This is a genomic window from Methanolobus sp. WCC5 (assembly GCF_045690325.1).
Lineage (GTDB): Archaea > Halobacteriota > Methanosarcinia > Methanosarcinales > Methanosarcinaceae > Methanolobus.
This window is the reverse complement of sequence record NZ_CP146981.1, coordinates 2579692-2606681: the sequence shown is the minus strand read 5'-3', so window position 1 is coordinate 2606681 and position 26990 is coordinate 2579692. Positions and strand designations below refer to the sequence as shown.

14 protein-coding genes and 1 pseudogene are annotated in these 26990 nt (G+C 42.7%); 7 read left to right on the top strand and 8 right to left on the bottom strand.

Features of this window, described 5'->3' with window-relative positions; all coding sequences use genetic code 11:
• Positions 1-15 precede the first annotated feature (15 nt).
• Positions 16-2142: a methyl-accepting chemotaxis protein gene (locus V7O64_RS12685; RefSeq protein WP_407355737.1), complete on the bottom strand. Its 2127-nt coding sequence runs from the start codon at positions 2140-2142 to the stop codon at positions 16-18.
• 234 nt (positions 2143-2376) lie between these two features.
• Here V7O64_RS12685 and V7O64_RS12680 point away from each other — a divergent pair, with 234 nt between their 5' ends.
• Both V7O64_RS12680 and V7O64_RS12675 read left to right on the top strand, forming a co-directional pair.
• On the top strand, positions 2377-3066 hold the full coding sequence (locus V7O64_RS12680) for an HAD family hydrolase (protein ID WP_407355736.1): 690 nt from the start codon (positions 2377-2379) through the stop codon (positions 3064-3066).
• Positions 3053-4267: an NAD(P)/FAD-dependent oxidoreductase gene (locus V7O64_RS12675; protein ID WP_407355735.1), complete on the top strand. Its 1215-nt coding sequence runs from the start codon at positions 3053-3055 to the stop codon at positions 4265-4267. Before V7O64_RS12680 ends, V7O64_RS12675 begins: the two co-directional genes overlap by 14 nt.
• 68 nt (positions 4268-4335) lie before the next feature.
• Here V7O64_RS12675 and V7O64_RS12670 read toward each other — a convergent pair whose 3' ends face one another.
• The gene (locus V7O64_RS12670; protein WP_407355734.1) at positions 4336-4839 is read right to left on the bottom strand and encodes an amino acid-binding protein; all 504 of its coding nucleotides are present in this window, start codon (positions 4837-4839) and stop codon (positions 4336-4338) included.
• Positions 4840-5106: 267 nt separating this feature from the next.
• Here V7O64_RS12670 and V7O64_RS12665 point away from each other — a divergent pair, with 267 nt between their 5' ends.
• Positions 5107-6462 (top strand): isopropylmalate synthase, encoded by a 1356-nt coding sequence (locus tag V7O64_RS12665; protein WP_407355733.1) that lies wholly within the window; start codon positions 5107-5109, stop codon positions 6460-6462.
• 163 nt (positions 6463-6625) lie between these two features.
• Here the strand turns inward: V7O64_RS12665 and V7O64_RS12660 are convergent, their stop codons facing one another.
• Positions 6626-6793 carry a hypothetical protein gene (locus V7O64_RS12660; RefSeq protein WP_407355732.1) on the bottom strand — a complete coding sequence of 56 codons (168 nt, stop codon included), beginning with the start codon at positions 6791-6793 and terminating at the stop codon, positions 6626-6628.
• Positions 6794-6922: 129 nt separating this feature from the next.
• Positions 6923-9148, bottom strand: a complete 2226-nt coding sequence (locus V7O64_RS12655) for an NADP-dependent isocitrate dehydrogenase (protein ID WP_407355731.1) — start codon at positions 9146-9148, stop codon at positions 6923-6925.
• Between the two features lie 405 nt (positions 9149-9553).
• Here V7O64_RS12655 and V7O64_RS12650 point away from each other — a divergent pair, with 405 nt between their 5' ends.
• From V7O64_RS12650 to V7O64_RS12640, 3 genes and pseudogenes are all read left to right on the top strand, one after another.
• Entirely contained in the window at positions 9554-10054 is a 501-nt protein-coding gene (locus V7O64_RS12650; RefSeq protein WP_407355730.1) for a helix-turn-helix domain-containing protein, read from the top strand.
• 76 nt (positions 10055-10130) lie between these two features.
• Positions 10131-10592 (top strand): annotated as a pseudogene (locus V7O64_RS12645) (IS630 family transposase).
• Between the two features lie 10 nt (positions 10593-10602).
• Positions 10603-10755 (top strand): hypothetical protein, encoded by a 153-nt coding sequence (locus V7O64_RS12640; RefSeq protein WP_407355729.1) that lies wholly within the window; start codon positions 10603-10605, stop codon positions 10753-10755.
• 151 nt (positions 10756-10906) lie between these two features.
• Here V7O64_RS12640 and V7O64_RS12635 read toward each other — a convergent pair whose 3' ends face one another.
• From V7O64_RS12635 to V7O64_RS12620, 4 genes are all read right to left on the bottom strand, one after another.
• The gene (locus V7O64_RS12635) at positions 10907-11494 is read right to left on the bottom strand and encodes a hypothetical protein (protein WP_407355728.1); all 588 of its coding nucleotides are present in this window, start codon (positions 11492-11494) and stop codon (positions 10907-10909) included.
• An 80-nt stretch (positions 11495-11574) separates the two neighbouring features.
• Positions 11575-12555, bottom strand: a complete 981-nt coding sequence (locus tag V7O64_RS12630; RefSeq protein WP_407355727.1) for an RHS repeat-associated core domain-containing protein — start codon at positions 12553-12555, stop codon at positions 11575-11577.
• 194 nt (positions 12556-12749) lie between these two features.
• The gene (locus tag V7O64_RS12625) at positions 12750-13343 is read right to left on the bottom strand and encodes a hypothetical protein (protein ID WP_407355726.1); all 594 of its coding nucleotides are present in this window, start codon (positions 13341-13343) and stop codon (positions 12750-12752) included.
• Between the two features lie 61 nt (positions 13344-13404).
• The gene (locus V7O64_RS12620) at positions 13405-19920 is read right to left on the bottom strand and encodes an FG-GAP-like repeat-containing protein (protein WP_407355725.1); all 6516 of its coding nucleotides are present in this window, start codon (positions 19918-19920) and stop codon (positions 13405-13407) included.
• 162 nt (positions 19921-20082) lie between these two features.
• On the opposite strand from V7O64_RS12620, the gene V7O64_RS12615 reads away from it, so the two are divergent.
• Positions 20083-26691, top strand: a complete 6609-nt coding sequence (locus V7O64_RS12615; protein WP_407355724.1) for a PKD domain-containing protein — start codon at positions 20083-20085, stop codon at positions 26689-26691.
• Positions 26692-26990 lie beyond the last annotated feature (299 nt).

The following is a 26990-nucleotide window of genomic DNA, read 5'->3' as shown; positions in this document are numbered from 1 at the left end:
GTATTTTATTCCAGCTTATTCTTTATCCATATCCAGTTTAAAGAAAGCCACATTGTTCTGCAATTTATCTGCCATTGATGCAAGTTCCTGGGCGGCGTTTGCCATCTCATCCATGGATGCTGTCTGTTGTTCTACAGCAGCGGATGCTTCCTGGGTGCTTGCAGCAGACTGTTCTGAAATCGAGGAGACGTCTTCAACTGATGCAGTTACTTCCTCGATGGATGCCGATTGCTCCTGTGCAGCAGCAGCAATTTCCTGGACCATCTTCGAGATATCCGTGATCTCTACGACTATTCCTTCTATTGCATCTACTGTCTCTTTCAGTGACTGGGAACCAATTTCTATCTCTTCCTTGCTCCTGGTCATTGAACCTACAGCATTATGCGTGCTGGACTGTATCTGATGGATAAGATCCTCTATCTGTTTTGCAGCTGCTCCTGATTCATCTGCAAGCTTTTTGACCTCATCTGCAACAACCGCAAAACCTCTTCCGTGTTCACCGGCTCTTGCAGCTTCAATTGCGGCATTTAGAGCAAGAAGATTTGTCTGGTCTGCAATACTTGTGATAAGGTTTACGATCTTGCCGATCTCAGCAGATTTTTTGTCCAGCTGTGTTATCACTTCAGCATTTTCATCCGATGCACTCTTTATATTGTTCATCTTGTCCATCAATTCCTGAGAGGACTGACCAATACCTCTGATACGAATGGAGGCATTCTCAGCATTTTCCGAAACACGCTGGGAATTCGCTGCAACTGCCTGCACACTCTCATTCATGTCATTCATTGCATGGGCAACCTCCTCTACTTTGCCGGACTGGACCTGTGCACCCCTGGATATCTCAGTAATGGTATCAGATATCTGATTTGCTGAAGCGGTTGTTTGCTCCGTTGTTGCAGCCATTTCCTGGGACCTTGCCGCGGTCTCGTCAGCACTTGTTTTGATGTCCTTTACCAGTGAATTGAGATTCTCCATCATTTTATGGAAAGATGTTGCGAGTAATCCTATCTCATCTTTACGGCCAAAGAATTTAGAATCCACTTCACCTGTCAGATCCCCGTTTGCAATCTTATCGGCACGTACTGCAGCTGCACGCATCGGGTTGGCTATTGAACCTACAATATAATAGCTAATGATTGCCATCAGGCCTACTGCCAGAACAAAGATCAGGATTATTTGAGATTGCAGTGTTTTAACTCCGGCAAGCATCTCTTCCTCAGGAACAGAAACCAGTATTGCATAGTTTCCTGTTTCTACTGGCTCATAGAAGTAAACTACTTTTTTCCGGGTAACAGGACTTATTGCACTTACCTGCCCGGACCTTCCGTTTTTCACATCCCTTTGTATTTGATCAAATGCAGCCCCTTCAAAATCACCTATGTTCTGAGTACCTATGAGACTTTTATCTATCGGATGAGTCACTATCACTCCTTCGTTGCTCAAAAGCATTCCATAACCAGTGTCAAATAATTTGACTTCTTGCATTATAGCATCAAGATACATCAGATCTGCATCGGTACCTGCAATACCAATGAAATTACCGTTGACAATTATTGGTGAGATAAAACTTGTCATGAGCTGACCCTGATACAGGGATGGCTCGGTAACAACATCCTGCTTAGAGCTCTTGGGCAACTGGTAGTATGCTTCTGTATCATAGTCCACCAGAGCGTCAACAGCAATTGAGTTGCCCATCCTGTTCCAATAGGGAACGAACCTTCCTGTAGAATCATGACCCGGGGAATTGACGTATAGATCATCCTTTCCATCAAAAGCATTTGGCTCATATGCTACATAGGCACCCAGAAGATCAGGATCATTGACAACGAACTGGCGCAAAATACTGTTAATCTCACTGCGATCATCGGACCCGTATTGGGATAGCACTGTTGAAAGCGATGTTGCTGTTTTCATATAACCATTAAGGTCATTCTCTATCAGGTTTGCATATGAATTCGTGATGCTCTGGGTCTCCGCATATGCAGATTCCGTTTCCATTTCAGACACCGTATTGATGATGAAAATACCTGAAACTGCAAAGATAGCTATCAATGCAACTACAACATACAGAGTGGTCTTGATCTTCACAGATTTAAAATCAATATTCATTTTCTTTTTAAGAGATGTTATATCAACGCTCATATTTATCGCCCGCTGTTTAAATATGGTTATCGTGTGTATTTTGATAGGGATAATCCATTGGTAGTAATATAGCTAATAATAGAATATATATTTATACTTATTATATTTTATGTTGTATATTAGAATTCCGTTTAAAACGGGTAAAAACCAACTAAAATATAAATTTAAAAACAACATCTAAGAAATATATCCAAGATACATTGTAAACAAACATTTAATCAAATTAACAGACATATGAAAATAAAAGGCATTATCTTTGACATGGATAACACACTCTTTGACTTTGTTGAAGCAAAAATGATCGCATGTACTGAAGTAGTTGGATTTTTAGGTACCGGGGACCCTGAAGAACTTTTTGGATATTTCCGCCGGAAAAAGCATGGCTTTGAGAACCCGGAGAATATAAGAGACTATATGGTAGATAACGATATACAGCCCCTGGAAAAATACGAACAGTGTATTCACATATATGAGACCCGCAAACTAAGACACATAATACTTTACCCCCGGGTAAAGGAGACCCTTGAAGAATTAAAAAAGATGGGGCTACTTCTGGGAATTGTCACAGATGCCAGCAGTCACAATGCAAGAAAACGGCTTGAAAGGCTTGGCATTGGAAAGCTCATGCATTCCCTCACAGCACATGACATGACAGGTACAAAGAAACCATCTCCTGAACCTTTTATATATGCCCTTAAGACCATGGGGCTATCGCCCGGGGAGGTAATCTTTGTAGGGGACAGCCTGAGGCGCGATATTGCCCCGTCAAAGAAACTGGGTATGCTTACAGCCTATGCTGCGTACGGGGATCGTAACAGTGCAGCAGACAGGGTCACTGGAATGGAAAGACCGGACCACACTATCAATGATTTTGCTGAGATATTGGGGATGGTTCTGGAATTGGGTGAAGATGAAAGAATATGATGTTGTTGTCGTAGGAGCCGGACCTGTTGGTTCGGTTGCAGCAAAATATGCTGCCATGCACGGGGCCCGGACACTGATGGTAGAGGAACACCCATCCATTGGAAGCCCTGTGGGTTGCACCGGACTGCTCAGCACCCGGGCTGTCAGGGAGTGTGATATTAAGCCCTCTGAGGATTTTGTATTTAATTCAGTAAGAGGAGCTCTTGTGCATCCCATGAGTGGAAAGAGCCTTGCAATTGATGGAAAAAAGACAAAGGCCTATGTTGTTTCCAGGAAAGTCTTTGACCGCCGGCTTGCTATCATGGCTGCTGAACATGGTGCAGAGCTCTGGCTGAACTCAAGGGTCAATGGTATCAAAGGAACAGGCGGCAAAAAACAGATATCTATTCTCAGGCAAGGAGAAACTGAAAGAGTAGAAGCGAAAGTCGTCATCGCAGCAGATGGGGTTCGCAGCATGGTAGCAAAGATGGCCGGGCTTGGAAAAGTCAGTAAGATACTGCCAGGGATACAGGCAGAAGTACCTTACAGGTCTGATGACACGGATTTTGTGGAACTTTTCGTTGGTTCACAGGCACCGGGATTCTTTGCATGGGCTGTTCCGGTGAATGAAAGTATAGCCCGTGTAGGAATGGCGATTGATCCTGTAACTGTTAATAAAAGCGGGATGAATGCACATCAATTACTTGAAAAACTGCTCATCGGGAATTCGCATATAGCTTCAAGGTATGGCGGAGGAAAACTTGACCTTGTGATGGGAGGTATCCCTCTGGGACCCCTGGAAAGGACGTACTCTGACGGGATACTTATTGCAGGAGATGCCGCCGGGCAGGTAAAACCCACATCTGGAGGAGGAATCTACACCGGAGCCCTGTGTGCAAAGATAGCCGGTGAAGTGGCCGCTAAAGCCGTTACTGAAGAAGATAATTCCTCAGACTTCCTGGCAGAATATGACATGAGATGGCGGGCAAAGATTGGAAAGGAGCTTGCCATGGGAATGAAGATACACCAGTTCATCGGTGGACTTAAGGACAACGAACTTGACGAGCTCATCGCTTCAATGAACAATCCTGCAATACTTGATACAATAACACGCTATGGGGATATGGACCATCCTTCGGTACTGATTAAAAAGATGTTGCATCCTTCAAGGTCAATACATATGTTAAAGGTCTTCCGTGCGTTTGCAAAAGCGGTCCTTTGAAATGAAGATGTACATTTGTATTTTTAACAGACAATTCTGGATAAATACTGTAAATGCTGTAAATGCTGTTAATAGATACTTACTCCCTTAACTGAATCCAGTTTGAGAAGTTCTTCAACAATGCTGCCCGGAACCTTGGTGTCTGTGATGATGGTCAGTTTTGGCTCACTTGTGAAGAAAGGATCATCCGATACAGCCTGTCTGATGCTTATATCGTGACGGGCTATGACCGTGGATACCTCAGAGATAATGCCTTTATGTGAGGCATCATCCGGAGTGATTATAATGACACCCTGCCCCATAAGAGGGGCCACGTCACGAAGAAAAGGTATTGATCTCACATTCTGGAAGATCTTCTTTAGCAGCTCGTCAGAAAGTATTACCTCCGTGGTGGAATCCACTACACGCCTGTCAACACCTGCTTCCCTGGCAAGCTGTGTATGGGCTATCTCTATGGAACCGGATATGACCTTACCTTCGTTATTAACCTGAAAACCACGCTCAAACAATAGCTTCAATACCTTTTGCTGGGCGGGATATTTTTCAAACTTCCTGAGTAATATGCTCCACATATGCATCATGTAATCATTTAAATTATAAAGATTTAAGGTTAGGCCCTCATGACACAAAATAATAAATTAAAACAAAGTTATAATGTTACGGATAATGAAACGACATTTTAAGTATGAGTTCAACCATAATAAGAGGAGTTCATCTTTCAATAAAGATAATCACCCGGAGTAAAAACACTTCCCCATATGGTATTTGACATTTACTCGTTTCTACAGTCGGATCATGAACTCCGGGCTTTTGCGAATTAACACCAAAGGAGGTTTGGAATGAAAATATACAAGGACTATGAAGACCTTCCAAAGATCAAATTGCCCCTTGGGCAGGAGGTCTCTATCAGCGACAGCACGATAAGGGACGGGGCACAGATGCCGGGTATTGTAATGAAAAGCCAGCAGAAGCTCCAGATATACAATTACCTTCATAAGATAGGGATAGAGAAACTCGAGTCTTTCGTCTACAACGACCGTGACCGAAAGGCTATCAGGCTCATGATGGACCATGGGTATGAATTCCCGGAAATTACCGGATGGACACGTGCAAATACTGCTGATATCGACATGGTCCTCAATATTGACGGCATCGAAGAAACAGGCATCCTTATGTCAGTCTCTGACCCTCACATCTTTGATAAGATGGGGCTGCCAAACCGTGAGGCAGCTGAGGAGAAATACCTCAACACGCTACAGTATGCAGTGGATCACGGACTGCGTACCCGTGCACATATAGAGGATATGACCCGTGCCGACAATTATAATTTCACATTCCCCCTTCTTGAAAAGATAATTGATATCGACCCGGATTGTACCATACGCATATGTGACACCATCGGATTTGGCATTCCTTTTGTGGGTGTTGATGAACCCTTTGGGATACCGACCATTGTCAAACACCTGAAAGAGGAGCTTAATGTCAAAAACATCGAAACTCACTGCCATGATGACTTCGGTCTGGCCGTTGCAAACTCCATTGCAGGTTACTGGCACGGTGCCAACTGGTCCAACGTCACTTTCCTGGGAATCGGAGAGAGGGCAGGTAATGCAGAGATGGAAAAACTCCTGCTTTTCCTTGCAAGGCGTATCGAAGGATTTGAAAAGTACAACCTAGAATCCCTGGTAGAGTTTGCAAAGTTCATGGAAAGGGAGATTGGCATCCGCATACCAAGGAACAAGTCAGTTGTTGGTAACAATGTATTTGCCCACGAATCAGGAATACACTCTGCAGGTGTCATCAAGAACCCCTTCACTTACGAACCATATCCACCTGAGATAGTCGGTGGAAAACGAATATTCCTCATAGGTGACTCCTCAGGCATAGAGGTGCTCAGATATAAGGTTCAGGAAACACTTAATGATCTGATGGATGTCCAGATAGAGATAGGCAAGGATGACAAGCGCCTTCGCGCCATTCAGGCAGAGATCCAGAAGCTCTACAATGATGAGAAAAGGGTTTCCTGCATATCCGATGAAGAGATTCTGGCCTACGTAAAGAAATACTTCATGTTCAACCCCATGGTCAGCAAGGATATGCACCGCAAGGATGATGAAGAGAACAGTGATTCCGAAAATGATGCGGGAGACAACCTGGGAAACACCAAGGCCCGTATGCATGATCTTGTAGACTGATATGTAACATAGTTAACATATTTAACCGAGCTGCTGTCATTTGATGGCAGCTAAGGTCTTTATTGTAAGGGAGAACACTTTTTGTGGTTTTTGCTGTCTGCTGAACTTGCCACAATTACGTAAAAAAGCAGAAAATTACGGATAAAAATATCAAGAGATGAAATCACTTCATCTCAGCTTCGGCATACTTTGCAATAGCATCGATTATTTCGCTCATCTTTGCATTGCCACCAAGATCGTATGTTACATACTCGCCTTGGCAGATGACCTTCCCGGTTGCATCAAAGATTGCCTTTGACAGAATCCACAACACGAAAACTGACGATTTCATGATAGAAGACGCACCTGTCTTCCCAAGCCAAGCAGAGGCGGAAGCTTTAGCTCCCTGATCACATTGCTTATTTAGATACTAAAAAGCCCTGGCCGAAACCGGGGCTTTCCTTTTGTTTCCACAATGAAATTAAATAGAACCGATGATCCCATTCAAAGTCACACTAGGCCTCATGGCCCGGGATTTCAACTTCTCATCCGGAGCGTAGTATCCTTTGATATCCATGGCTTTGCCCTGAGCTTCTAACAACTCATTGGCAATCTTCTCTTCATTTTCCATCAGGGCTTCAGCTACAGGTTCAAAGATCGCTTTTAAGTCGCTGTCTTTCTCCTGATCAGCCAGAGCCTGGGCCCAATACATTGCCAGATAAAAATGAGACCCTCTGGTATCAATCTCATTCACTTTCCGGGAAGGTGATTTTCTGTTTTCCAGAACCAGCTCTGTCGCTTTATCCAATGTTTCTGCTAAAACCAGAGCTTTAGGATTATCAAAACTGTTGCCCAGATACTCCAGAGAAGCAGCTAAGGCCAGGAATTCTCCCAGGGAGTCCCAACGCAGGTGACCTTCCGATCCAAATTGCTGTACGTGTTTGGGTGCCGAACCACCGGCACCTGTCTCGAAAAGTCCACCGCCATTCATCAGGGGGACGATTGATAGCATTTTCGCACTGGTTCCCACTTCCAAAATGGGAAAGAGGTCTGTCAGATAATCCCTCAGAACATTTCCAGTCACAGAGATCGTATCTTTGCCCTCTTTAATCCTCTCCAATGAAAACCTGGTCGCTTCAACGGGAGCTTTGATCAATAGTTCCAGGCCATCAGTATCATGATCTTTCAAATATTTGTTCACTTTTTTAATGAGCTGGAAGTCGTGAGCTCTTTTCTCATCGAGCCAGAAGACTGCAGGATCGACTGTGGCTCTGGCTCGCTTGACGGCCAGCTTGATCCAGTCCTGAACAGGTGCGTCTTTCACCTGACACATGCGGAAGATATCTCCTTCCTCTACCGGCTGTTCAATGAGTACATTATCGTTGTCATCGATAACCTGAACTTTTCCTGTACCGGTCATCTCAAAGGTCTTGTCATGTGAGCCATATTCTTCTGCTTTTTGCGCCATAAGCCCCACATTGGAAACGCTTCCCATTTTTGATGGATCAAAGGCACCGTGTTTTTGACAGAACTTAATCGTTTCCTGATACACTCCCGAATAAGAGCGGTCCGGAATTATGGCTTTCATATCTTTCAGTTTCCCGTCTGGTCCCCACATGCAGCCTGATGAGCGGATTGCTGCAGGCATGGAAGCATCGATGATAACATCGCTGGGAACATGGAGATTGGTAATTCCCTTATCGGAGTTAACCATAGCCAATGCCGGTCTACTGGCATACACAGCTTCTATATCTGCTTTGATTGCGTCCTGTTTGTCTTCAGGCAGATTCCGGATCTTTGTATAGAGATCTCCCAGTCCGTGGTTGGGATCTACACCCAATTCTGAAAGCAGATCACCATATTTATCAAATATATCTTTAAAGAAGACCTTAACCACATGACCGAAGATAATAGGGTCGGAAACTTTCATCATTGTCGCTTTCAAATGAACGGAGAATAAGACATCTTGTGCCCTGGCATCTTCTATCTGTTCAGTCAGAAATGCCTGAAGCGCTTTTTTGTTCATAACAGCTGCATCAATGATCTCTCCGGTCTGAAGAGGGGCTTTGTCTTTTAATAGTGTTTTATTACCAGCGTCATCCGTAAAGAAAATTCTGAAATTGGTAGCCTCTTCAATTTCAAGAGATTTTTCACTGCCGTAAAAATCTCCGCCGGTCATGCTGGCTACATGGGATTTAGAATCGGACTTCCATTCTCCCATGGAATGAGGATGTTTTTTCGCATAATTTTTTACAGCTTTAGGAACCCTGCGGTCAGAATTCCCTTCTCTAAGTACCGGGTTAACAGCACTGCCCTTGACAATATCGAATTTCGCTTTGATCATCTTTTCTTCATCATTGGAAGGATCTTCGGGATAATCGGGCAGATCATACCCTTTAGCCTGGAGTTCTGCGATTGCCGCTTTGATCTGGGGAACTGAAGCGCTGATATTTGGTAGTTTGATAATGTTGGCTTGCGGAGTTAAGACCATCTCTCCCAATTCTGAAAGGGCATCGGAAATCTTCTGGTCCTCTGTCAGCCTTTCGGGAAACTGGGCAATGATTCTTCCCGCCAGGGAGATATCCCTCTTTTCCATAGTGATTCCGGCGTTTTTCACATAAGCCTGTACAATAGGCAGGAGTGAACTGGTTGCCAAAGCCGGAGCTTCATCGGTTTTCGTATAAATGATTGTCGATTTCTGTGCCATGTTAATCCTTTTCTCTGTAAATTAATATTGCTCAAAATAAATACGTTTTTTAACAAATTGTAATTTGACAGGAATCGTAAATTATAATATGAATATGAAAATTCAAATTGCTTTATTAACGACGGCATCATATATATGTCATACCCAGAAAGGCATATTTAAATGACAAATAACATTAAATGCAAAAAAATAGGCTCTGTAGAAAGCGTCATAAAAATTTTAGTGGTTATGAATTCATATTATTGGATCTTATATAAGTATGATGTTTAAAGTTGCATAGCATATTAAAATGATATAAAAAATACTGCATAGCGGAAGGTGTGCAATAGATACTGATATATAAGGTATTCTTTTTATGCATGCCGACATAACTATTTATTAATAATGAAGTCCATAACATAATTTATGAGACGTCTAACTATTGATAATTCTCTGGAAGTAATCAAGCAGATTCAACAGGAAATACATCGAAATGATGACTCTCGTTATGACCATCGACTTCATGGGATTCTTCTGGTTGCCCAGGGAAAATCATGTATTGAAGTTGCTTCACTATTTAATCGCACGTCCAAGACACTGGAAAACTGGGTCCACGCATTCAACGAAGATGGATTTGAAGGGTTGAGGGATGAAAAGAGACCAGGTCGCCCACCATCTCTTACTGAAGAAGAAATGAAAATAATAGATAAGGATCTACGAATGAATCCTAGAGATTTAGGCTATAATCAGAATTCATGGGATGGAAACTTATTGAGTCATTATATACTGGAAAAATACAAGAAGAATATTGGCCCTCGACAGTGCCAGAGGATTTTCAATAAGCTTGGGTTCAGGCAGAGAAAACCACGTCCTGTTATAGCGTTAGCAGATCCTGACAAAAAAGAAGACTTTAAAAAAACTGACTGAATTCTCTCAGGATCCTGATTACGATATCTGGTATGAAAATGAATGCCACTTCCAACAGCATGGATCCAGATGAACTATGTGGTTTCCTCCCGAGGAGAAGGACCCTGTTGTCCTTCAAACTCCTACTCGTAAAAGCAAAAGTGTATTTGGCGCAGTAAAACCAGGCGACGGACGATTTATTTACCAGTTTTCAGATGTGTTCAATGCAGTCACTTTCAAAGAGTTTATCCAGGAAGTGGTTCTGCATAGGCAAGATGGAAAAGTATTATTACTGATTCTCGATAATAGTCATTATCACCATGCAAAAATGCTTCATCCATGGTAAGAGGAACATAAAAACGAAATAGAGCTACTCTTTTTACCTCCATATTCACCTGACCTGAATTCAATTGAAAGAGTGTGGAAACCTACTCGAAAACTATGCACTCATAATCGATATTTTCCCTGTTTAGGGGATCTGTTCAAAGCAATATCTGACAAGTTTGAAGAAGGGACAAAACCTAATGATCAATTGAAAAAATTATGCGTAATTACTTAGGTCGGCATGTATGATATCTATCTCAAAAACATTCTGTAATGTGGAGTTATGCACTATTCTCCAGACCACCGGACTGCACCTGGCCGTACGGGAAGTATTCGGTGCGCTCAACCTCAAGGCCGCTCTCGTTGACGAGCAAAGTAGTACTGCCCAGATGGTCTGAGAGATACCACTCCATGCCTTCGGCTGTCTGCTTGGCAATGCGTTCGTCGTCGCGGAAGAAGTAGCTGGTCGCCGGAATGACGGACCTCGCTTAGCTGGTTTGCGTCGTTGATGACTGGAGCGGTGATTATGCCTGGATTAATTTCATCCACTCAATATCTCTCAGAGAGCAATTCCTTCTCCTTTTTGCGAATGAATTCTTCAAAATCCGTTTTGTATCTCTCTGTGCTTGGATGTGAATTGATTTTCTCAATTGAACGATTGAATGAATAGTAAGCCGGTAAAATCAAAATAAAGATAAAAGCTGTTGCGAATAAAGCGGCACAATACTTGCGCCAAAAAGAATCAATGGGGCACATGTTCCAACCATAATATATCGAAACAATAAAAGAAACTAAGACATAAACTGCATATAGATGAAACACTCTCCTTTTCATCTCTACACCCCACGTTATTTTAATTTCAAATATCCCTCCTTTAATGTTTATTTGCACAGAACCAAATCCCAGTTTTTTTCTCTTTTGTTTGCGTGTCAAAACCGAAATTTCTGATATTTGACCTATATTTTCAATTCCCTTCACTGGATCGTAATCTTCTAAAGTTTCATCAACATCTGAACCTCTAGTTAATACTATTTTTTTATGACCCATGTCCCAATAGAAATCGCAGATAGCGGGCACCAGTTTCTCCTTTGGGATTCTAGTCGTGAGTTCTAATTCTGTCAACTGTGTTATCTCCATCAGATCACCTTAAAGTGTTCTACGATTCCTATTCATTGGTAGTTGCATGCTTACATCAATATGTATATCTGTTATCAATCTCACTTTCTTAATAAGCGGTTTATTGTGTTTCCGACTACAGCTTTAGCACTACTTGTGGCGCTTGAAACTGAAGAGCTAATACTACTTGCAGCGCTTGAAATTGAAGAACTGATATTACTTGTGGCGCTTGAAATTGAAGTCTTGGTACTACTTGCAGCGTTTGAAACTGAAGTCTTGGTACTACTTGCAGCGTTTGAAACTGAAGTCTTGGTACTACTTGCAGCGTTTGAAACTGAAGCTTTGATACTGCTTGATGTATCACCCAGTCTTGTTCTTCCGGCAGTATTTTCTTCAATTGTAGCTCCTATACCCGAACCTATATTATCGACTGCATATTTTCCTAATGCAAGTGGTCCATCCTTAGCAATGAATACAGCCACATCATCAAAAGTAGCAGGTATGCCTTTTACAATCGCAACAGCAACTCCCATTTGTTTATCCTTTTGGTATACCTTACTTAAACCTTGTATGTATGTTGTACCACCAAATATTTTAAGAGATCCTCCTCCTATACAACCTAGCCCATTAAATGCAGAGTTGGCTATCAATTTCTCAGTGCTTATCTCGTAGTTATTCCAAGCTTTTATATCACTCACAATAGAAGTGACCGACATTACTCTGGCAACTAATATGAGTCCACCAACTAATGCTGCAAGCTGTGGTATATGCCCGCTCGGATCGGTATGCTTCACCGGATTATTCAGCGCATAAGCATACCTGTTCAGTGCCTGTGGATTATACGGGTCCGGCAGCATCGTATCCGGCTGTATGAAAATCCTGTACTCCGGTGAATAGTACCGTGCTCCATAGTACATCAACCCCGTATCAATATCATTTTCCTGTCCTGTGAACCCATATTTCTCTAAGCCACCGGACTGCACCTGGCCGTACGGGAAGTATTCTGTGCGCTCAACCTCAAGGCCGCTCTCGTTGATGAGCAAAGTGGTGCTGCCCAGATGATCCGACAGATACCACTCCATATCACCAGCAGTCTGCTTGGCTATGCGCCCGTCGTCGCGGAAGAAGTAGCTGGTCGCATTACCATTGTCAATCTCGTAGAATTGGTTGACGTAGTAGCTAAACTGAATGTCAGCATTCTGCTTCTTAACTCTGTTGCCGTTAGCATCGTTGTAGGTAAAAGTCGATATAACTTGGCCTGTTCTGAAGTGTGCAATCAATAATTTTCAGAGCGCAGTTCCTTCTCTTTTCTATGAATAAAATCTTCAAAGTCTTTTTTGCATTTAACAGTAGTCGGATGTAACTGGACCCTCTCAATTCTGCGTTCAAATAAATAGTACAGTAACTTTATTAATGGAACAAAAACAAGTACTGCAAACAAAGCGGTGCCATACCTACTCAAAAAATGATTTGTAGGATATATATTATGATAGCCATAGATGATTGTAGCAATGAAAGCAACTACAATAAATGCAGCAAAGATTACATGTATAATTTTTATTTTTTGATCAACACCCCAGAGTATTTTCCGTTCGAATACAGTATCTTCGATACTGATTGTAATGAAATCAAATTCTAGCTTTCCTTTACAGTCTTTGGATAAAATTATTGATATTCCTGAAATCGCAGGAATATTTGCAATTATTTCAGAAGGTGCATACTCTTCCGATTTAATATCATTGCCAGTCCCCCTAATAAGTTCTATCTCTTTATGACCAATGTTCCAGTAAAACTCACAGATAGCATATACTAGCCTTTCTTTAGGGATTTTAGTTGTGAGTTCTAATTCTGTAAATTCTGGTACTTCCATCTGATCACCTTTAAGTGGGTACTATTATTCCTGTTCATAAGTGGTTACAGACTTGTACATATTAACTCCTAAATAAGCTATTTATTATCTTTGTTGCTGCAGCCTTGGCACTACTTGCAGCGCTTGAAATTGAAGTTTTGGCACTGCTTGTAACACTTGAAATCGAAGTCTTGGCACTACTTGTGACACTTGAAATTGAAGTCTTGGCACTGCTTGTAACACTTGAAATTGAAGTCTTGGCACTGCTTGCGACGCTTGAAACTGAAGTTTTGATGCTACTTGATGTATCGCCCAGTCTTGTTCCACTTGCAGTGTTTTCTTCAATCGTAAAATCAACACTTGTATCTAAATGAGAGACTATTTGTGATCCTGTGAAAAGAATACCTTCTGTAGCAATGAATTCAGCTGTAGCTTCCCCAGTAGCAAACAGGTTTTTTCCACAAGCTGATCCAACCGCAAGTAAACCTTTTCCTTTAGATGCTTGATTCACTGTTTTCAAGTATTTTCCACCTTTGTAGAGTGCACGAGTTACTCCCCCCGCACCAATTGGAATATTTAGAGCTGAGTTAGCTATCCATTTTTTGGTACTCATCTCGTATTTATTCCAAGCAATCGTATCCTGTGCAAAAGAATAAATCGAGTATACAGTTATTGCTGCCATCCCTACACCCACTGCCAAAGGAATGAGCGCAGGGGTATGTCCGCTCGGATCAGTATACTTCACCGGATTGTTCAATACATAAGCATACCTGTTCAGTGCCTGTGGATTATACGGGTCCGGCAGCATCGTATCCGGCTGTATGAAAATCCTGTACTCCGGCGAGTAGTACCTTGCACCATAGTACATCAACCCGGTATCAATATCATTCTCCTGTCCGGTAAATCCATATTTTTCCAGACCACCGGACTGCACCTGGCCATACGGGAAGTATTCGGTGCGTTCGACCTCAAGGCCGCTCTCATTAACGAGCAAAGTGGTGCTGCCAAGATGGTCCGAGAGATACCACTCCATGCCTTCTGCTGTCTGCTTGGCTATGCGCTCGTCGTCGCGGAAGAAGTAGCTGGTTGCTGTGCCGTTCTCTACTTCATAGAACTGGTTGACGTAGTAGGTGAATTCCCCGGCAGAGTTCTGCTTTTTGATCCGCCTGTCGTTTCCGTCGTACCAGTATTTTTCTACAAGGGTATTGTTGCCGGAATGACGGACCTCGCTTAGCTGGTTTGCGTCGTTGTAGACGTAGGTGAAGAGCCCGTCATCAACCATGTTCCCGCTATCATCATACGTAAGAAGGTATCCGTTATAGTATACAGGTGCGTGGAACGGCTTGAGCGCATATGCGTAAGCTGAGATAAGGGTACCGTCCTCTTCAACCTGCCTTATGCAGCCGTATTGATCATAGGTGAAATCCCTCTGGTAGGAATGCTCATCGTTGACAGACATGCTTGCACTGGTAAGCCTGTCCAGATGATCATATCCGTATGTTTTTACGGAGTTCAGGACATTATCCTGTATCTGAAGGATATTGCCTACGTTGTCGAAATCATAATTAAGATCCTGGAGACCTTCGGTGTATATCCTGTCCAGCAGCAGTCTTTCAGTATCGTATGTATACGTCGTGACAACACCATTGGAGAGCTCCTTTCTGATCATCTGGTTCCTTGCGTTGTAATCAATGTTGTCAATAACACCTTCCACGCTCTCAAGGAGGGTCTGTGCATTGTAGGTCAGGTTGACACCAGTGCCATCCGGGTATGTAATTTTTGTGACCCTATCCATGCTGTCGTACTCATAGGAAGTGGTGTAGGGTGTGCCGTCAAGCGTGACCATCTCATCTACAATCCTGTAGCGCTGATCGTAGTCGTAAACTGAAGAAATGTTGCTTCTGGTCACTTGGGAGAGCGTGCCGTTGTACTCAAGGTCATATGTAAAACTGATATCCTCGTCGTTTGGATAATTAACTGCAGTTACCCTGTTAAGCGCATCGTAACTAATCTGTGTGGCAACTCCCCTTGCGTCAATCTGCCTTATCAGGTTACCGTTGAGGTCATACTCATAGGTCCAGTCACCCATATTAGGGTCGCTCATAGCCACATTGCGGCCAAGGGAGTCATAGGTGAAACGGATACTGGGCGGAGCTTGGGGCTGGTTGCGTCCGGGCATGATCTCGATGAGATTGTCCATGGCATCATAGCTGTAGGCTGTAATGTAGGTTTCATCCATGTTAAGCTCATAGACTTTTGCTATGTTTCCAAAGATATCACTTGTCAGTGTTATATTAACCCCATTCTGGTTTGTGATCGTAGTGTTCTCAAGGTTATAATTGTATACGATAGTGGTACCATCTGTGTTGGTGATGATCTTCGGTCTTTCAGTGGCATCATACTGGAAGCTTATAGATTGACCAGGCTCGTCAATGAAGTGAGGAACTTCGTTACTTTTCACCAGGCCAATTTCATTATAAGTGGTATTCTGAATGATCCATCCGTTTTCACCCTCGTACTTTTTCTGGACTAGTTGCCTGAAGCCGTCATATGAGTCAATTGACTCGAAAACAGAATAATGCTTAATTTTAGGATAAACCTGCATGACCCAAGTGTCTTCAAAATCCCAACCTACAAATGTGCTTTGCATCTGCATTTCTGCAGTTGTTCTGGGCATACCCTTACCTGTATCACTCTTCCCTGATGTAGTCGAATCATAATAGCAGCCAGCTATTGTATTGTAATTGCCACCACAAAAACCTCCAACTGATGTATTTCCAATTACTAATCCAGTAGAGTAACAATCTTCAATTGTATCATCATTTCCACCAACGAAGCCGCCTACGTGGTCACAACCCATGGCCAAGCCAATGGAAAATGATTCCGATATTTTACCTTCGAACAAACCGCCTACAAAACCACCTACAAAATCAGTGCCTGATACTTCAGCTGTGGTGTATGACTTTGTTATCGAGCCTCCACTATTATCTCCAACAATCCCACCAACAAAATCAGTTCCCGACACGTAGCCAGACACATAGCAGCTTTTGACAGTACCGAGATTCAAACCTGCGATCCCACCAACATTGGAACGACCGGTTATATTTAAATTTGTCAATTTAACGTTACTTATCTTTGAACTGGAACCAGTTATGCCGAACAGACCAACTTCGTGTGTTCCTTGTCTGAAAATGTATAATCCATTGACTGTATGTCCTTGCCCATCAACGCTTCCAGTGAACCTGCTGACATAGGAGGGGCCGATTGGCACAAAACCCGCACCTGAGTTCCATGAGCTGGTTTCAGTTGCGTCAATGTCATTCATGAGAATATAGTGCGCAGATAGGTTGTTATTTATGGCTTGTAAATCTGAGACCGTATAAATCTGATATGGATTGGATTCAGTGCCATCACCATTAGACTGCTTATGTCTGATATCATCTTCCTTTATTTTTGTATGTATCTTCTCGGGAGCTAGACCGTCCAGATAATATGTGTATTCTATGGACGGCGAACTCAGGCTATCGCCGGCTCTTATTACTTTAAATATCCTGTGCAGGTCATCATATACGTACTCTGTAGAGATATCATTGCTGTCTGTGAATCTTATGATCCTGCCCATGTCATTGAATTCATAGCATTCCTTTTGGCCCAGGGCGTTCTCAATGTTAACGGGATAAATATGATTCTCGTCAAATCCCATATTCCTTGAATGACCTTTTGGATCTGTGACCTGAACAAGGTTACCATAGTCATCATAACTGAAAAGAATGACAGGATTGCTTCCTGCGTTATTCCATGACACTGCTTTTGTGAGTTGTCCTTTGTTGATAACACTGTTATCATTTGACCCGTCATAGTAGTACCGTGATTCGCTCTTCTTCACGTGCTCTGAGTTTTCCACCCACGTACGGGTAGTTTTTCCCAGTATCCAGCTGTCTTCGTCATTGGCGTATTCAAAGTAAAGGTATCTTTCATCCCCGGAAATCTCCAGGTCCCCATATTGGATTATGGAACACGGGTTCCCATACTCATCATAGTCTTTGTATTCGGTTAAAGATGACCATCCTGTCGAATCAGGACTGCGCGCAAATCCATCAAACTGAATTTCCTTTACAGAGTCAAGCAACACGGTGTTCACACCGGGATATGATTGCCTGCCAACGTAGTTCATATCCGATAGGCTGTAAAGGTTTTCTTCCCTGCCCCATACCTCCGTACGGTACTTAAATCCTCTAAGCACATTATCCTGATGGAAGAAGTGCTTTGCCGCTGAGTATTCGTTTTTAACAATAACTTCAGCAAACCCTCTGAACTCTATCTCCTCTGGCGGGTTAAAGTATTGCATTCCACCTTTGTATGAGTATTCTGTGGTTGAAACAATATTTTCAAACCCTGACATTCCGTTGTTCCTGATAATCTTACTGATTACCCATTTATTGATGGGTAAATCCGAAATGGCATCATTACCCGTGTTATCGAACAACGTTGAAGGCATATAATCTATAGTTGTTTTTGACCCGCTTGAATGATTGATCTCTTCCATCAGATATGGCGGAGTCCAGGTATTACCTACTCCACCTCCGTTTCCGTTGTTAATCCAGGCTTGGTAAGTAGAACCATATCCTCTTATTATATCGACCAAACCGTCTCCGTTAACATCAGCAAGTCGGACTCCCATATCAGTTCCACTACTTATGAAAGCAGTTGGTGCTGCCCATGTATTATCCGCTTCCCATCCGTTTCCGTTGTTAATCCAGGCCTGGTAAGTGGAACCATATCCTCTTATTATATCGACCAAACCGTCTCCGTTAACGTCAGCAAGTCGGACTCCCATGTCATTTCCACTGCTTATGAAAGCAGTTGGTGGTGCCCATGTATTATCCGCTTCCCAGCCGTTTCCGTTGTTGATCCAGGCCTGGTAAGTGGAATCATATCCTCTTATTATATCGACCAAACCGTCTCCGTTAACGTCAGCAAGTCGGACTCCCATGTCATTTCCACTACTTATGAAAGCAGTTGGTGGTGCCCATGTATTATCCGCCCCCCATCCGTTTCCGTTGTTAATCCAAGCCTGGTAAGTGGAACCATATCCTCTTATTATATCGACCAAACCATCTCCATTTACGTCTACCAATTGAACTCCGCCAGAGGATAAAGCAATTGGTGGCACCCATGTATTATCTGCTCCCCATCCATTTCCATTGTATATCCACGCAGCCCCATCACTCACGATGTCGACTAATCCATCTCCATTTACATCTGCTAGTTGAGCTCCGCCAGAGGACAAAGAAGTTGGCAATGTCCATGTACTATCCACTCCCCATCCGTTTCCGTTGTTTATCCACACAGTTCCACTATTTATAATATCAACTAGTCCGTCTCCATTTACATCTGCCAATTGAACCCCGCTAGAGGATAAAACAACTGGTGGTGCCCACGTATTATCCGCTTCCCAGCCGTTTGTTGTGCTATATTGAAAATTATTCGATGGAAAAGATGCGTCATTGATTCCTGATTTTACAATACTCTCTATAAACGCTTTTGAATCGCTATTTTGGTAGTATATTTCATAAGTCCACAGATTAGTATCATTATTGAGGATACTTATGTTGGAGATCAGGCTTTTTTCTTTAATTTTGTTACCATATTCATATAAAGTAAAAGTATCTGTTTTTTCCGCGAAATTAAAATCAACAGATGAAAGACCATTATTATAGCTTATATTTTTGAGATAAAGGGATCCAATTTCTCCGTTTTGTGGGTTTTCTATATAGTTATATTGGATCTGGTTTCCATTCACATCTTCTATTGAATCAAGCCGCCATTTGCTGACATAGTTCCTAGAGGCGACGGAATTATTCTGTTTGGAGTCTTCAGTATGACCGAAGCGATATTTTGTTCCATCTGGTGTTCTGAGTTTCCAGTAATCAGTTTCATCTTTTTCAATTTTCATGAAGGTTTCTGCTTCTGTGCGATAAGAATCATCGCTCTCCACATAAACCAATTTATAAGATGAACCATCCAGAATAAGAATAAATCTATCGTCGCTAGTATCTTCAGGAGTGTATCTAGTATCTCTGATAATACAGTTCTCATTTAACGACCAACCCATCCCAAGTGAACCATAAGTTCCCTTTGAACCCATCGAACTAGAATAGGTAAGAGAAACTTTCGGTTCTAGTCCAGCTCTTCCCTTTACAACTTCAATTGGATATGAGTAAACAAAAGAACCTGTGAACAAACTTGTATCGAAATAGTCCTTCTGTTTCTCTAAAGAAGGTTCTGTGTACGACATCGCACTTTCTAAGAGAGGTATGTCACCACGGGTAGTAATTTTTTCAACAGGTTGTGCTTCGTTCTCAGATACGTCCTCTAAATTCTCAATTTCCTTTTCATTTTCACTGCCTATATTCTCACTTTCACTCTCTTGATCAGAAATTATTTCTTGCCGGTTTTTTTCTTCTGAAGTAGTCACTTCTGGGGTTGCTTCTGAATCAACAACGCTTTCAAGGCAATATGCATTTGGTGTGATTAATATAAGCACCATCAAAATTGCTATTATCTTTTTCAAAAAAACCGGAACATTTTTGGCCATAGCTGAATCTCCATTCTCAACAAGTATAAGACATATATATAAATTTTTCTAATTATATTCAATAAATAAAGTATATATAAGTAAACCTGTGTAAAATACTAAAAATAAAATAAAGAGTTAAATGGTTAAGGAAATATAATTTTTAATCCACTGATAGGTCTGATGGTAGAAATGATGAACAATTTAAGCAAAACAATGATTATTTTTTTAGTATTTATGCTATCTGTTTCAATCACAGGTGCAAATGAACAAACGATCACTCCGTTTGCAGATGGCAGTGGCACAAAAGAAGATCCCTATCAGATTGGCAATGTTAACCAGCTTCAGAATATGAGTTATGATTTGAATGCCCATTACATTCTGATAAATAACATCGATGCGTCTGCAACTTCTGAATGGAGTTATGGTGCAGGATTTGTACCCATCGGAGACAATGTGAATAAGTTTAGCGGCTCTTTTGATGGTAAAGGCCATACAATAACTGGATTGTTCATCAACAGACCTACAAACAGTTATACAGGCTTGTTTGGATACACGGATGGCGCAACTATCAAGAACCTTGGACTGGAAAATGCCAATATCACAGGTACCTGGAGTGTCGGTGGACTAGCGGGATATAATTCTCGTGGAACAATAACAAGTTCATATTTGACTGGAATTGTAGCAGGTGATATTTATGTTGGTGGATTGGTTGGTTTAAATTGGAACAGTGAAATCACCAATTCATATTCTGCTGCCAATGTAACAGGTAGTATTTATGCAGGTGGATTGGCTGGTTTGAATGATAATTCCAGAGTAACTGACTCCTATTCAACTGGCAGAGTCACAGGTACTGATAATGTTGGTGGATTAATTGGTTATAACAGAGACGGTACAATAACTAAGTCCTACTGGGATAATGATCGATCCGGCCAAACGAGTTCATCCGGTGGTGAAGGCCGTACAACTGCAGAAATGACGCATCCACACGCAGCAAATACTTATGTCAATTGGAACTTTGTTGATAAGTGGTTTATTCGTCCAGAAGTTAATGATGGTTATCCGGATTTGCAGTATGTGGCAAGTGTGACAACTAAACCAGTTGCTAGTTTCAAATCCAATGAAACATCCGGTTCCACTCCTCTGACAGTGAGTTTCATAGATCAGTCGGCAAATGCTCCTACCTCTTGGTCGTGGGATTTTGGTGACGGAAATACGTCGACAGAACAGAGTCCGACACACACGTACACCAGTCTGGGCAGCTATAATGTTAGCCTGACTGCATCAAATACAGGTGGAAGCGACACAAACACCAAGCTTGATTACATTACAGTATATCCAAAAAACATTGTCGTATTTGATTATTGGATAGATTCAGATGTAAATTATTTGTATGTACCTATTGATGCCGGGATAAATGAAACCACTGTTCTGAAAGTTCAAAAGACAGCAGGATATAGCCCTGACGCAGATGCAGTTTTTGAGTTGTTTGATGATTTCAGCCAAGGTTTGGATCCGAATATTTGGGAAACAGTTACTCGGGGCACAGGTAGTGTTACAATCTCTAACGGAGTGGTCACAATCCAGAGCTCTGCAAGGGACAAAGATTTTGCTGAGTTGATAAGCAAACAGACATTTAACTTTGGAAGCATGCTTGAGTTCCATACAAGGCTCACACAGGGTAGCAATGATTTCCAGAATATTGGTATGGCTTCTGATTTCAGTACGGGATCTTACGGTGAAAAGAATCCTACTAACAACTCCATACGCCAGTATAAGTACACATATCCCAACCCCGATTATCAGAGATTTTATTCTGGAAAAAATGGTGTTAGCACTTACAATAACATGGCAGTTCCCTTAAACAGTTGGAACACTGTTTCTACGTCCAGCAGTGGAGATGTTTCCAGATACTGGCGTGATGGAACTCTTATTTCGGAGATTTCCAATCCTTTATACTGCCCTGATTCAGAAACTCCCGGGAAAATTTTTATGCTTGCATTTTCCTATGCAACTAACTCTAAAATAGAGGTTGATTGGGTAAGAGTCAGGTCTTATGTAGATAACGAACCCACGGTTTTTGTTTCAGATAAGGGTTCATATTATGAAATAAGAATCACCAATAATGAAAACCAAGATCTGTCAGGTTATCAAGTCCGAATAGACGCTTCGGAGTTGAATATTTCAGCACAGGACGAAAGCCTGAAAATCTATGTGCATCCCGGGCCAGTTGCGGATTTCATATCTAACGTAACGTCCGGTGTCGCTCCTCTGACAGTAAGTTTCACAGATCACTCGACAGAATCTCCTACCTCGTGGACATGGGACTTTGGTGACGGAAACACATCAACTGAACAAAACCCAACACACACATACTCAAGTCCAGGAAGCTATACTGTTAGCCTGACGGCATCAAATGTTCACGGAAGCGACACTCGCATATGGATTGATTGCATTGTAGCTGAAATAAAGGCATTAGAGAATCTGACACCACTATCTTTCTGGGGTACACTAACATCTGAATCTAATCCTCATCAAGGAAGCATTCATACCGTCATAGACGGGAATATCAGCACAAAAGCATACTATATGACAGACGCTTCATCATGGATTCTGCGTGATTTTGGGCAACCTGTATTAATTAAAAAAGTACGTGGGATGGGAGGCAGTTCCAATGATTACTGTACTATGTATTTAGAGGTATCAAATGATGCACAATTATGGACAAAAATAGCATCGTGGGATCATAAAGAGTATTCTAGTAGTACGTGGACACCTTATTATGAAGTCGATGATTATTGGAGATATGTTCGCTTCAGTAAAACTGGTCCGGGCTGGCATCAATATAGTGAACTCGAAATTCTTGGAATACGACCAGTCGTTGTATTTTCTGAGGTCGGAGAACACACATGGACTGTTCCTCAAAACGTCACCAAAGTTGATATCCTGATAGTTGGCGGTGGAGGGCATGGACACGTTACCTGGGGTGCAGGTGCAGGAGGTGCAGGTGGCCTGGTTTTCATTCCAGGATACGATGTGACCCCACTTACGGAGATTAGTGTTGTAACTGGTGCTAGCGGACAGAACTCATCTTTTGATGAGATTGTAGCATTAAAAGGTGGTAATTGCTACAATAACTATAATAGTCCTGGCGGCTCTGGTGCCGGCGGCGATGGCAGTGATGTTGTTGTTTTAGGCGGCGATGGATTACAGCAACTCCAAGCAGGTTACGCCGGACACCCCTATGGTTTTGGTAATAAGGGTGGTAATAATTATAAGTCAGGCACCTCCACTAACCGTGGTGGTGGTGGTGGTGGTGGCGCAGGTCAAGCTGGTAGTAATGGTGGGCGCAATGCCGGTGGTAAAGGTGGAGATGGTTTATGTGAAGTAACCCTCAGCAATGTCACTTATAATTTTGCAGACATATTTGGCACCCAATATGGACATATAATAGATGGCCAAGCATGGTTTGCTGGTGGAGGTGGCGGTATGGGTGGTACTTCCGGTGCTGTGGGAGCCGGTGGAAAAGGCGGCGGCTGCAGTGGCAGTGGCAGCAGTACTGGTACTCAATCCCATGGAATGCCCAACACTGGTGGCGGTGGTGGAGGCCGTAGATATGATGGGAACTCACTCGGTGGCACTGGTATTGTCATGATAAGATATATTCCATGGTCTGTGCCGCCAGTCGCCGACTTCACAGCAGACGTAATATCTGGTACTAATCCACTGATTGTGAACTTTATGGATCAATCAGCAAACTCCCCTACTTCGTGGTTATGGGATTTTGGTGACGGAACTACTTCGACGGAACAGAACCCGACACACATATACACCAGTCCGGGCAGTTATGCTGTTAGTCTGACTGTGGCAAATGCCGATGGTAGTGACATAAGCACGCAGATTGGTTACATCTCTGTATCTTTAACAGAATTGCCAGTCATCGCATTTGCTGAGGTCGGAGAACACACATGGACTGTTCCTCAAAATGTCACCAAAGTTGATGTCCTGATAGTTGGCGGTGGAGGGCATGGACACGTTACCCGGGGTGCAGGTGCAGGAGGTGCAGGTGGCCTGGTTTTCATTCCAGGATACGATGTGACCCCACTTACGGAGATTAGTGTTGTAACTGGTGCTAGCGGACAGAACTCATCTTTTGATGAGATTGTAGCATTAAAAGGTGGTAATTGCTACAATAACTATAATAGTCCTGGCGGCTCTGGTGCCGGCGGCGATGGCAGTGATGTTGTTGTTTTAGGCGGCGATGGATTACAGCAACTCCAAGCAGGTTACGCCGGACACCCCTATGGTTTTGGTAATAAGGGTGGTAATAATTATAAGTCAGGCACCTCCACTAACCGTGGTGGTGGTGGTGGTGGTGGCGCAGGTCAAGCTGGTAGTAATGGTGGGCGCAATGCCGGTGGTAAAGGTGGAGATGGTTTATGTGAAGTAACCCTCAGCAATGTCACTTATAATTTTGCAGACATATTTGGCACCCAATATGGACATATAATAGATGGCCAAGCATGGTTTGCTGGTGGAGGTGGCGGTATGGGTGGTACTTCCGGTGCTGTGGGAGCAGGTGGAAAAGGCGGTGGCTGCAGTGGCAGTGGCAGCAGTACTGGTACTCAATCCCACGGAATGCTCAACACTGGTGGCGGTGGCGGTGGCCGTAGATATGGTAGTAACTCACTCGGTGGCACTGGTATTGTCATGATAAGATATTATATAGAACCTAAGCCAGTTGCTGACTTCACATCTAATATTAACTCAGGTTCAGCACCTCTTACAGTTAACTTCACCGATCTGTCAACTAAAAATGATCCTACTGGTTGGGCATGGTACTTTGGTGATGATAATTTCACTGGCCCCTGGACTGAACTGACCCCAGGTGCAGAATGGGGAGCAAGATATGACCACAGCAGTGTTGCACTTCCTGATGGTAGCATTTTGATTATGGGTGGTCATGATGGTGGTCGCAAGAATGATATATGGCGATCAATGGATAATGGTGTAACGTGGATTAGACTGATTTCTAGTGCAGAATGGACGGCAAGATATCGCCACAGCAGCGTTGTGCTTCCTGACGGAAGCATCGTGATTATGGGCGGCAATGATGGCGGCCGTAAGAATGACGTTTGGCGATCAACGAATAACGGTATAACATGGACCCAACTAACTGAAACTGCAGAATGGTCAGGAAGGGAGCGTCACAGCAGCGTTGTGCTTCCTGATGGAAGCATCGTGATTACAGGTGGCTATGTGACTGGTAGCAGGAATGATGTCTGGAAATCAACAGATAATGGTGCAACATGGACCCAGATGAGCGAAAATGCAGAATGGACAGGAAGATACAGTCACAGCAGTGCTACACTCCCTGACGGCAGTATTATTATTATGGGCGGTTATGATGGCAGTCATAGATTAAATGACATCTGGCGATCAACTGATTGCGGTGTAACGTGGACTCAAATAACTGAAGTTGCGGAATGGTCAGGAAGGGACCGCCACAGCAGCGTTGTGCTTCCTGACGGAAGTATCGTGGTTATGGGCGGTTACGATGGCAGTCATAGATTAAATGACGTTTGGAGGTCATCAGATAGTGGTGCGACGTGGACTCAAATAACTGAAGCTGCGGAATGGTCAGGAAGGGACCGCCACAGCAGCGTTGTGCTTCCTGACGGAAGCATCGTGGTTATGGGCGGTTATGACAGTGTTCGTAAGAACGATATCTGGCGCTTTACAACAGCCAGCTCTTCAGAACAGCATCCGACTCATACTTTTGCAGAGCCCGGGACTTATCAGGTGACGTTACAAGCATTCAATGATGCAGGATATAATAGTTCTACTAAGATTGATTACATCGCAGCATTACCTATTGAACCTGATACCATACCCCTACAAATCGCCTTTGTTGCTCCGACCGCAGACAATGCCTCAGTAATCTCTGAGAACCATGCATTAATCAATGCTACTATAAACGCGTTGGATAGTCAAGACAACATCACAGGATTTATAGATTGGAACAACTCACTGGTTGGCTGGTGGAAGTTAGAAGGCAACAGTGGAACAATTGTAGAGGACTATTCAACATATCAAAGAAATGGGACCATGTACAACATGAATACCGGTCTAAATAATGGAACATCCGGCTGGACGACAGAAGGCAAATTCGGTAATGCAATGATGTTCGATGGATTAGATGACAGAGTACAGATCTCTCACAACAGTGTATATAACATTCCCATACAGAGTAGCGGAAAAATAACAATGGAAGCATGGGTTTATCCTTTAAACCTAGCATATGAATCAGGCATACTTTCAAAGAGAAGTAACTATAGAATGATCTTGCGGCCAGATGGGGAGCTCAAGTTCCAAACATTCGGTTGGACAGGTGGAGGTGCTTCTTCAAAAGTAAAGGTAAATGAATGGTCTCACATAGCAATAACTTATGACGGAGAGATTGGCCAGTTAAAATTCTATCTCAATGGTAATAATGTGAGAACTGTAAATTCATACCTACCTAACGGCGGAACTAATTCAGACAATTTGTTGATAGGTAGAGGTCATGACCTGACAATGCCTACTTTTAATGGAACTATAGATGAAGTTAGGTTATTCAATAGATCCCTAACTCCTGAAGAGATCAAGGCATCCTACAATGCAGGCCTATACCGTCTCGAAACTAATATCACAGGCCTTGAAGACGGCACCTACGCTTACAAAGCTTATGCCCAAGATTCCGCAGGCAATGTCAACCAGACAGAAACAAGGATAATCACAATCGACACATAACCAACAAGCACAATAATATTTCAATATTGTTCACCGATTGTGAGATTCAAGTATAAGTCGGCAAAATCCCTCGTATCATAATCATGGGAGTTTGGCGACTGGCAATTTTTGGCTATGTAGAAATCCTTTCTTTATTAATAAACCACAGATAAATACGGATACACTCACATCCTACGGAGTTGAGTGTATCTGCGGTTCACAAATTATTGATAATAGGTTTTCTGGAGAGCCTTTTTGTATAGCCTTTCTTCTTGTTTTCTTTGTTTTAAAATCACCTCATCATTATGATTATCATTATA

Excerpts from the sequence above, each read along its gene's own strand:
- V7O64_RS12630 (WP_407355727.1), bottom strand. The coding sequence starts at position 12,555 with ATGGAGTGGTATCTGTCGGATCATCTGGGCAGCACCACTTTGCTCATC.
- V7O64_RS12665 (WP_407355733.1), top strand. The coding sequence starts at position 5,107 with ATGAAAATATACAAGGACTATGAAGACCTTCCAAAGATCAAATTGCCC.
- V7O64_RS12620 (WP_407355725.1), bottom strand. The coding sequence starts at position 19,920 with ATGGCCAAAAATGTTCCGGTTTTTTTGAAAAAGATAATAGCAATTTTG.
- V7O64_RS12675 (WP_407355735.1), top strand. The coding sequence starts at position 3,053 with ATGAAAGAATATGATGTTGTTGTCGTAGGAGCCGGACCTGTTGGTTCG.
- V7O64_RS12625 (WP_407355726.1), bottom strand. The coding sequence starts at position 13,343 with ATGGAAGTACCAGAATTTACAGAATTAGAACTCACAACTAAAATCCCT.
- V7O64_RS12685 (WP_407355737.1), bottom strand. The coding sequence starts at position 2,142 with ATGAGCGTTGATATAACATCTCTTAAAAAGAAAATGAATATTGATTTT.
- V7O64_RS12680 (WP_407355736.1), top strand. The coding sequence starts at position 2,377 with ATGAAAATAAAAGGCATTATCTTTGACATGGATAACACACTCTTTGAC.
- V7O64_RS12655 (WP_407355731.1), bottom strand. The coding sequence starts at position 9,148 with ATGGCACAGAAATCGACAATCATTTATACGAAAACCGATGAAGCTCCG.
- V7O64_RS12650 (WP_407355730.1), top strand. The coding sequence starts at position 9,554 with ATGAGACGTCTAACTATTGATAATTCTCTGGAAGTAATCAAGCAGATT.
- V7O64_RS12660 (WP_407355732.1), bottom strand. The coding sequence starts at position 6,793 with ATGAAATCGTCAGTTTTCGTGTTGTGGATTCTGTCAAAGGCAATCTTT.
- V7O64_RS12615 (WP_407355724.1), top strand. The coding sequence starts at position 20,083 with ATGGTAGAAATGATGAACAATTTAAGCAAAACAATGATTATTTTTTTA.
- V7O64_RS12640 (WP_407355729.1), top strand. The coding sequence starts at position 10,603 with ATGATATCTATCTCAAAAACATTCTGTAATGTGGAGTTATGCACTATT.
- V7O64_RS12635 (WP_407355728.1), bottom strand. The coding sequence starts at position 11,494 with ATGGAGATAACACAGTTGACAGAATTAGAACTCACGACTAGAATCCCA.
- V7O64_RS12670 (WP_407355734.1), bottom strand. The coding sequence starts at position 4,839 with ATGTGGAGCATATTACTCAGGAAGTTTGAAAAATATCCCGCCCAGCAA.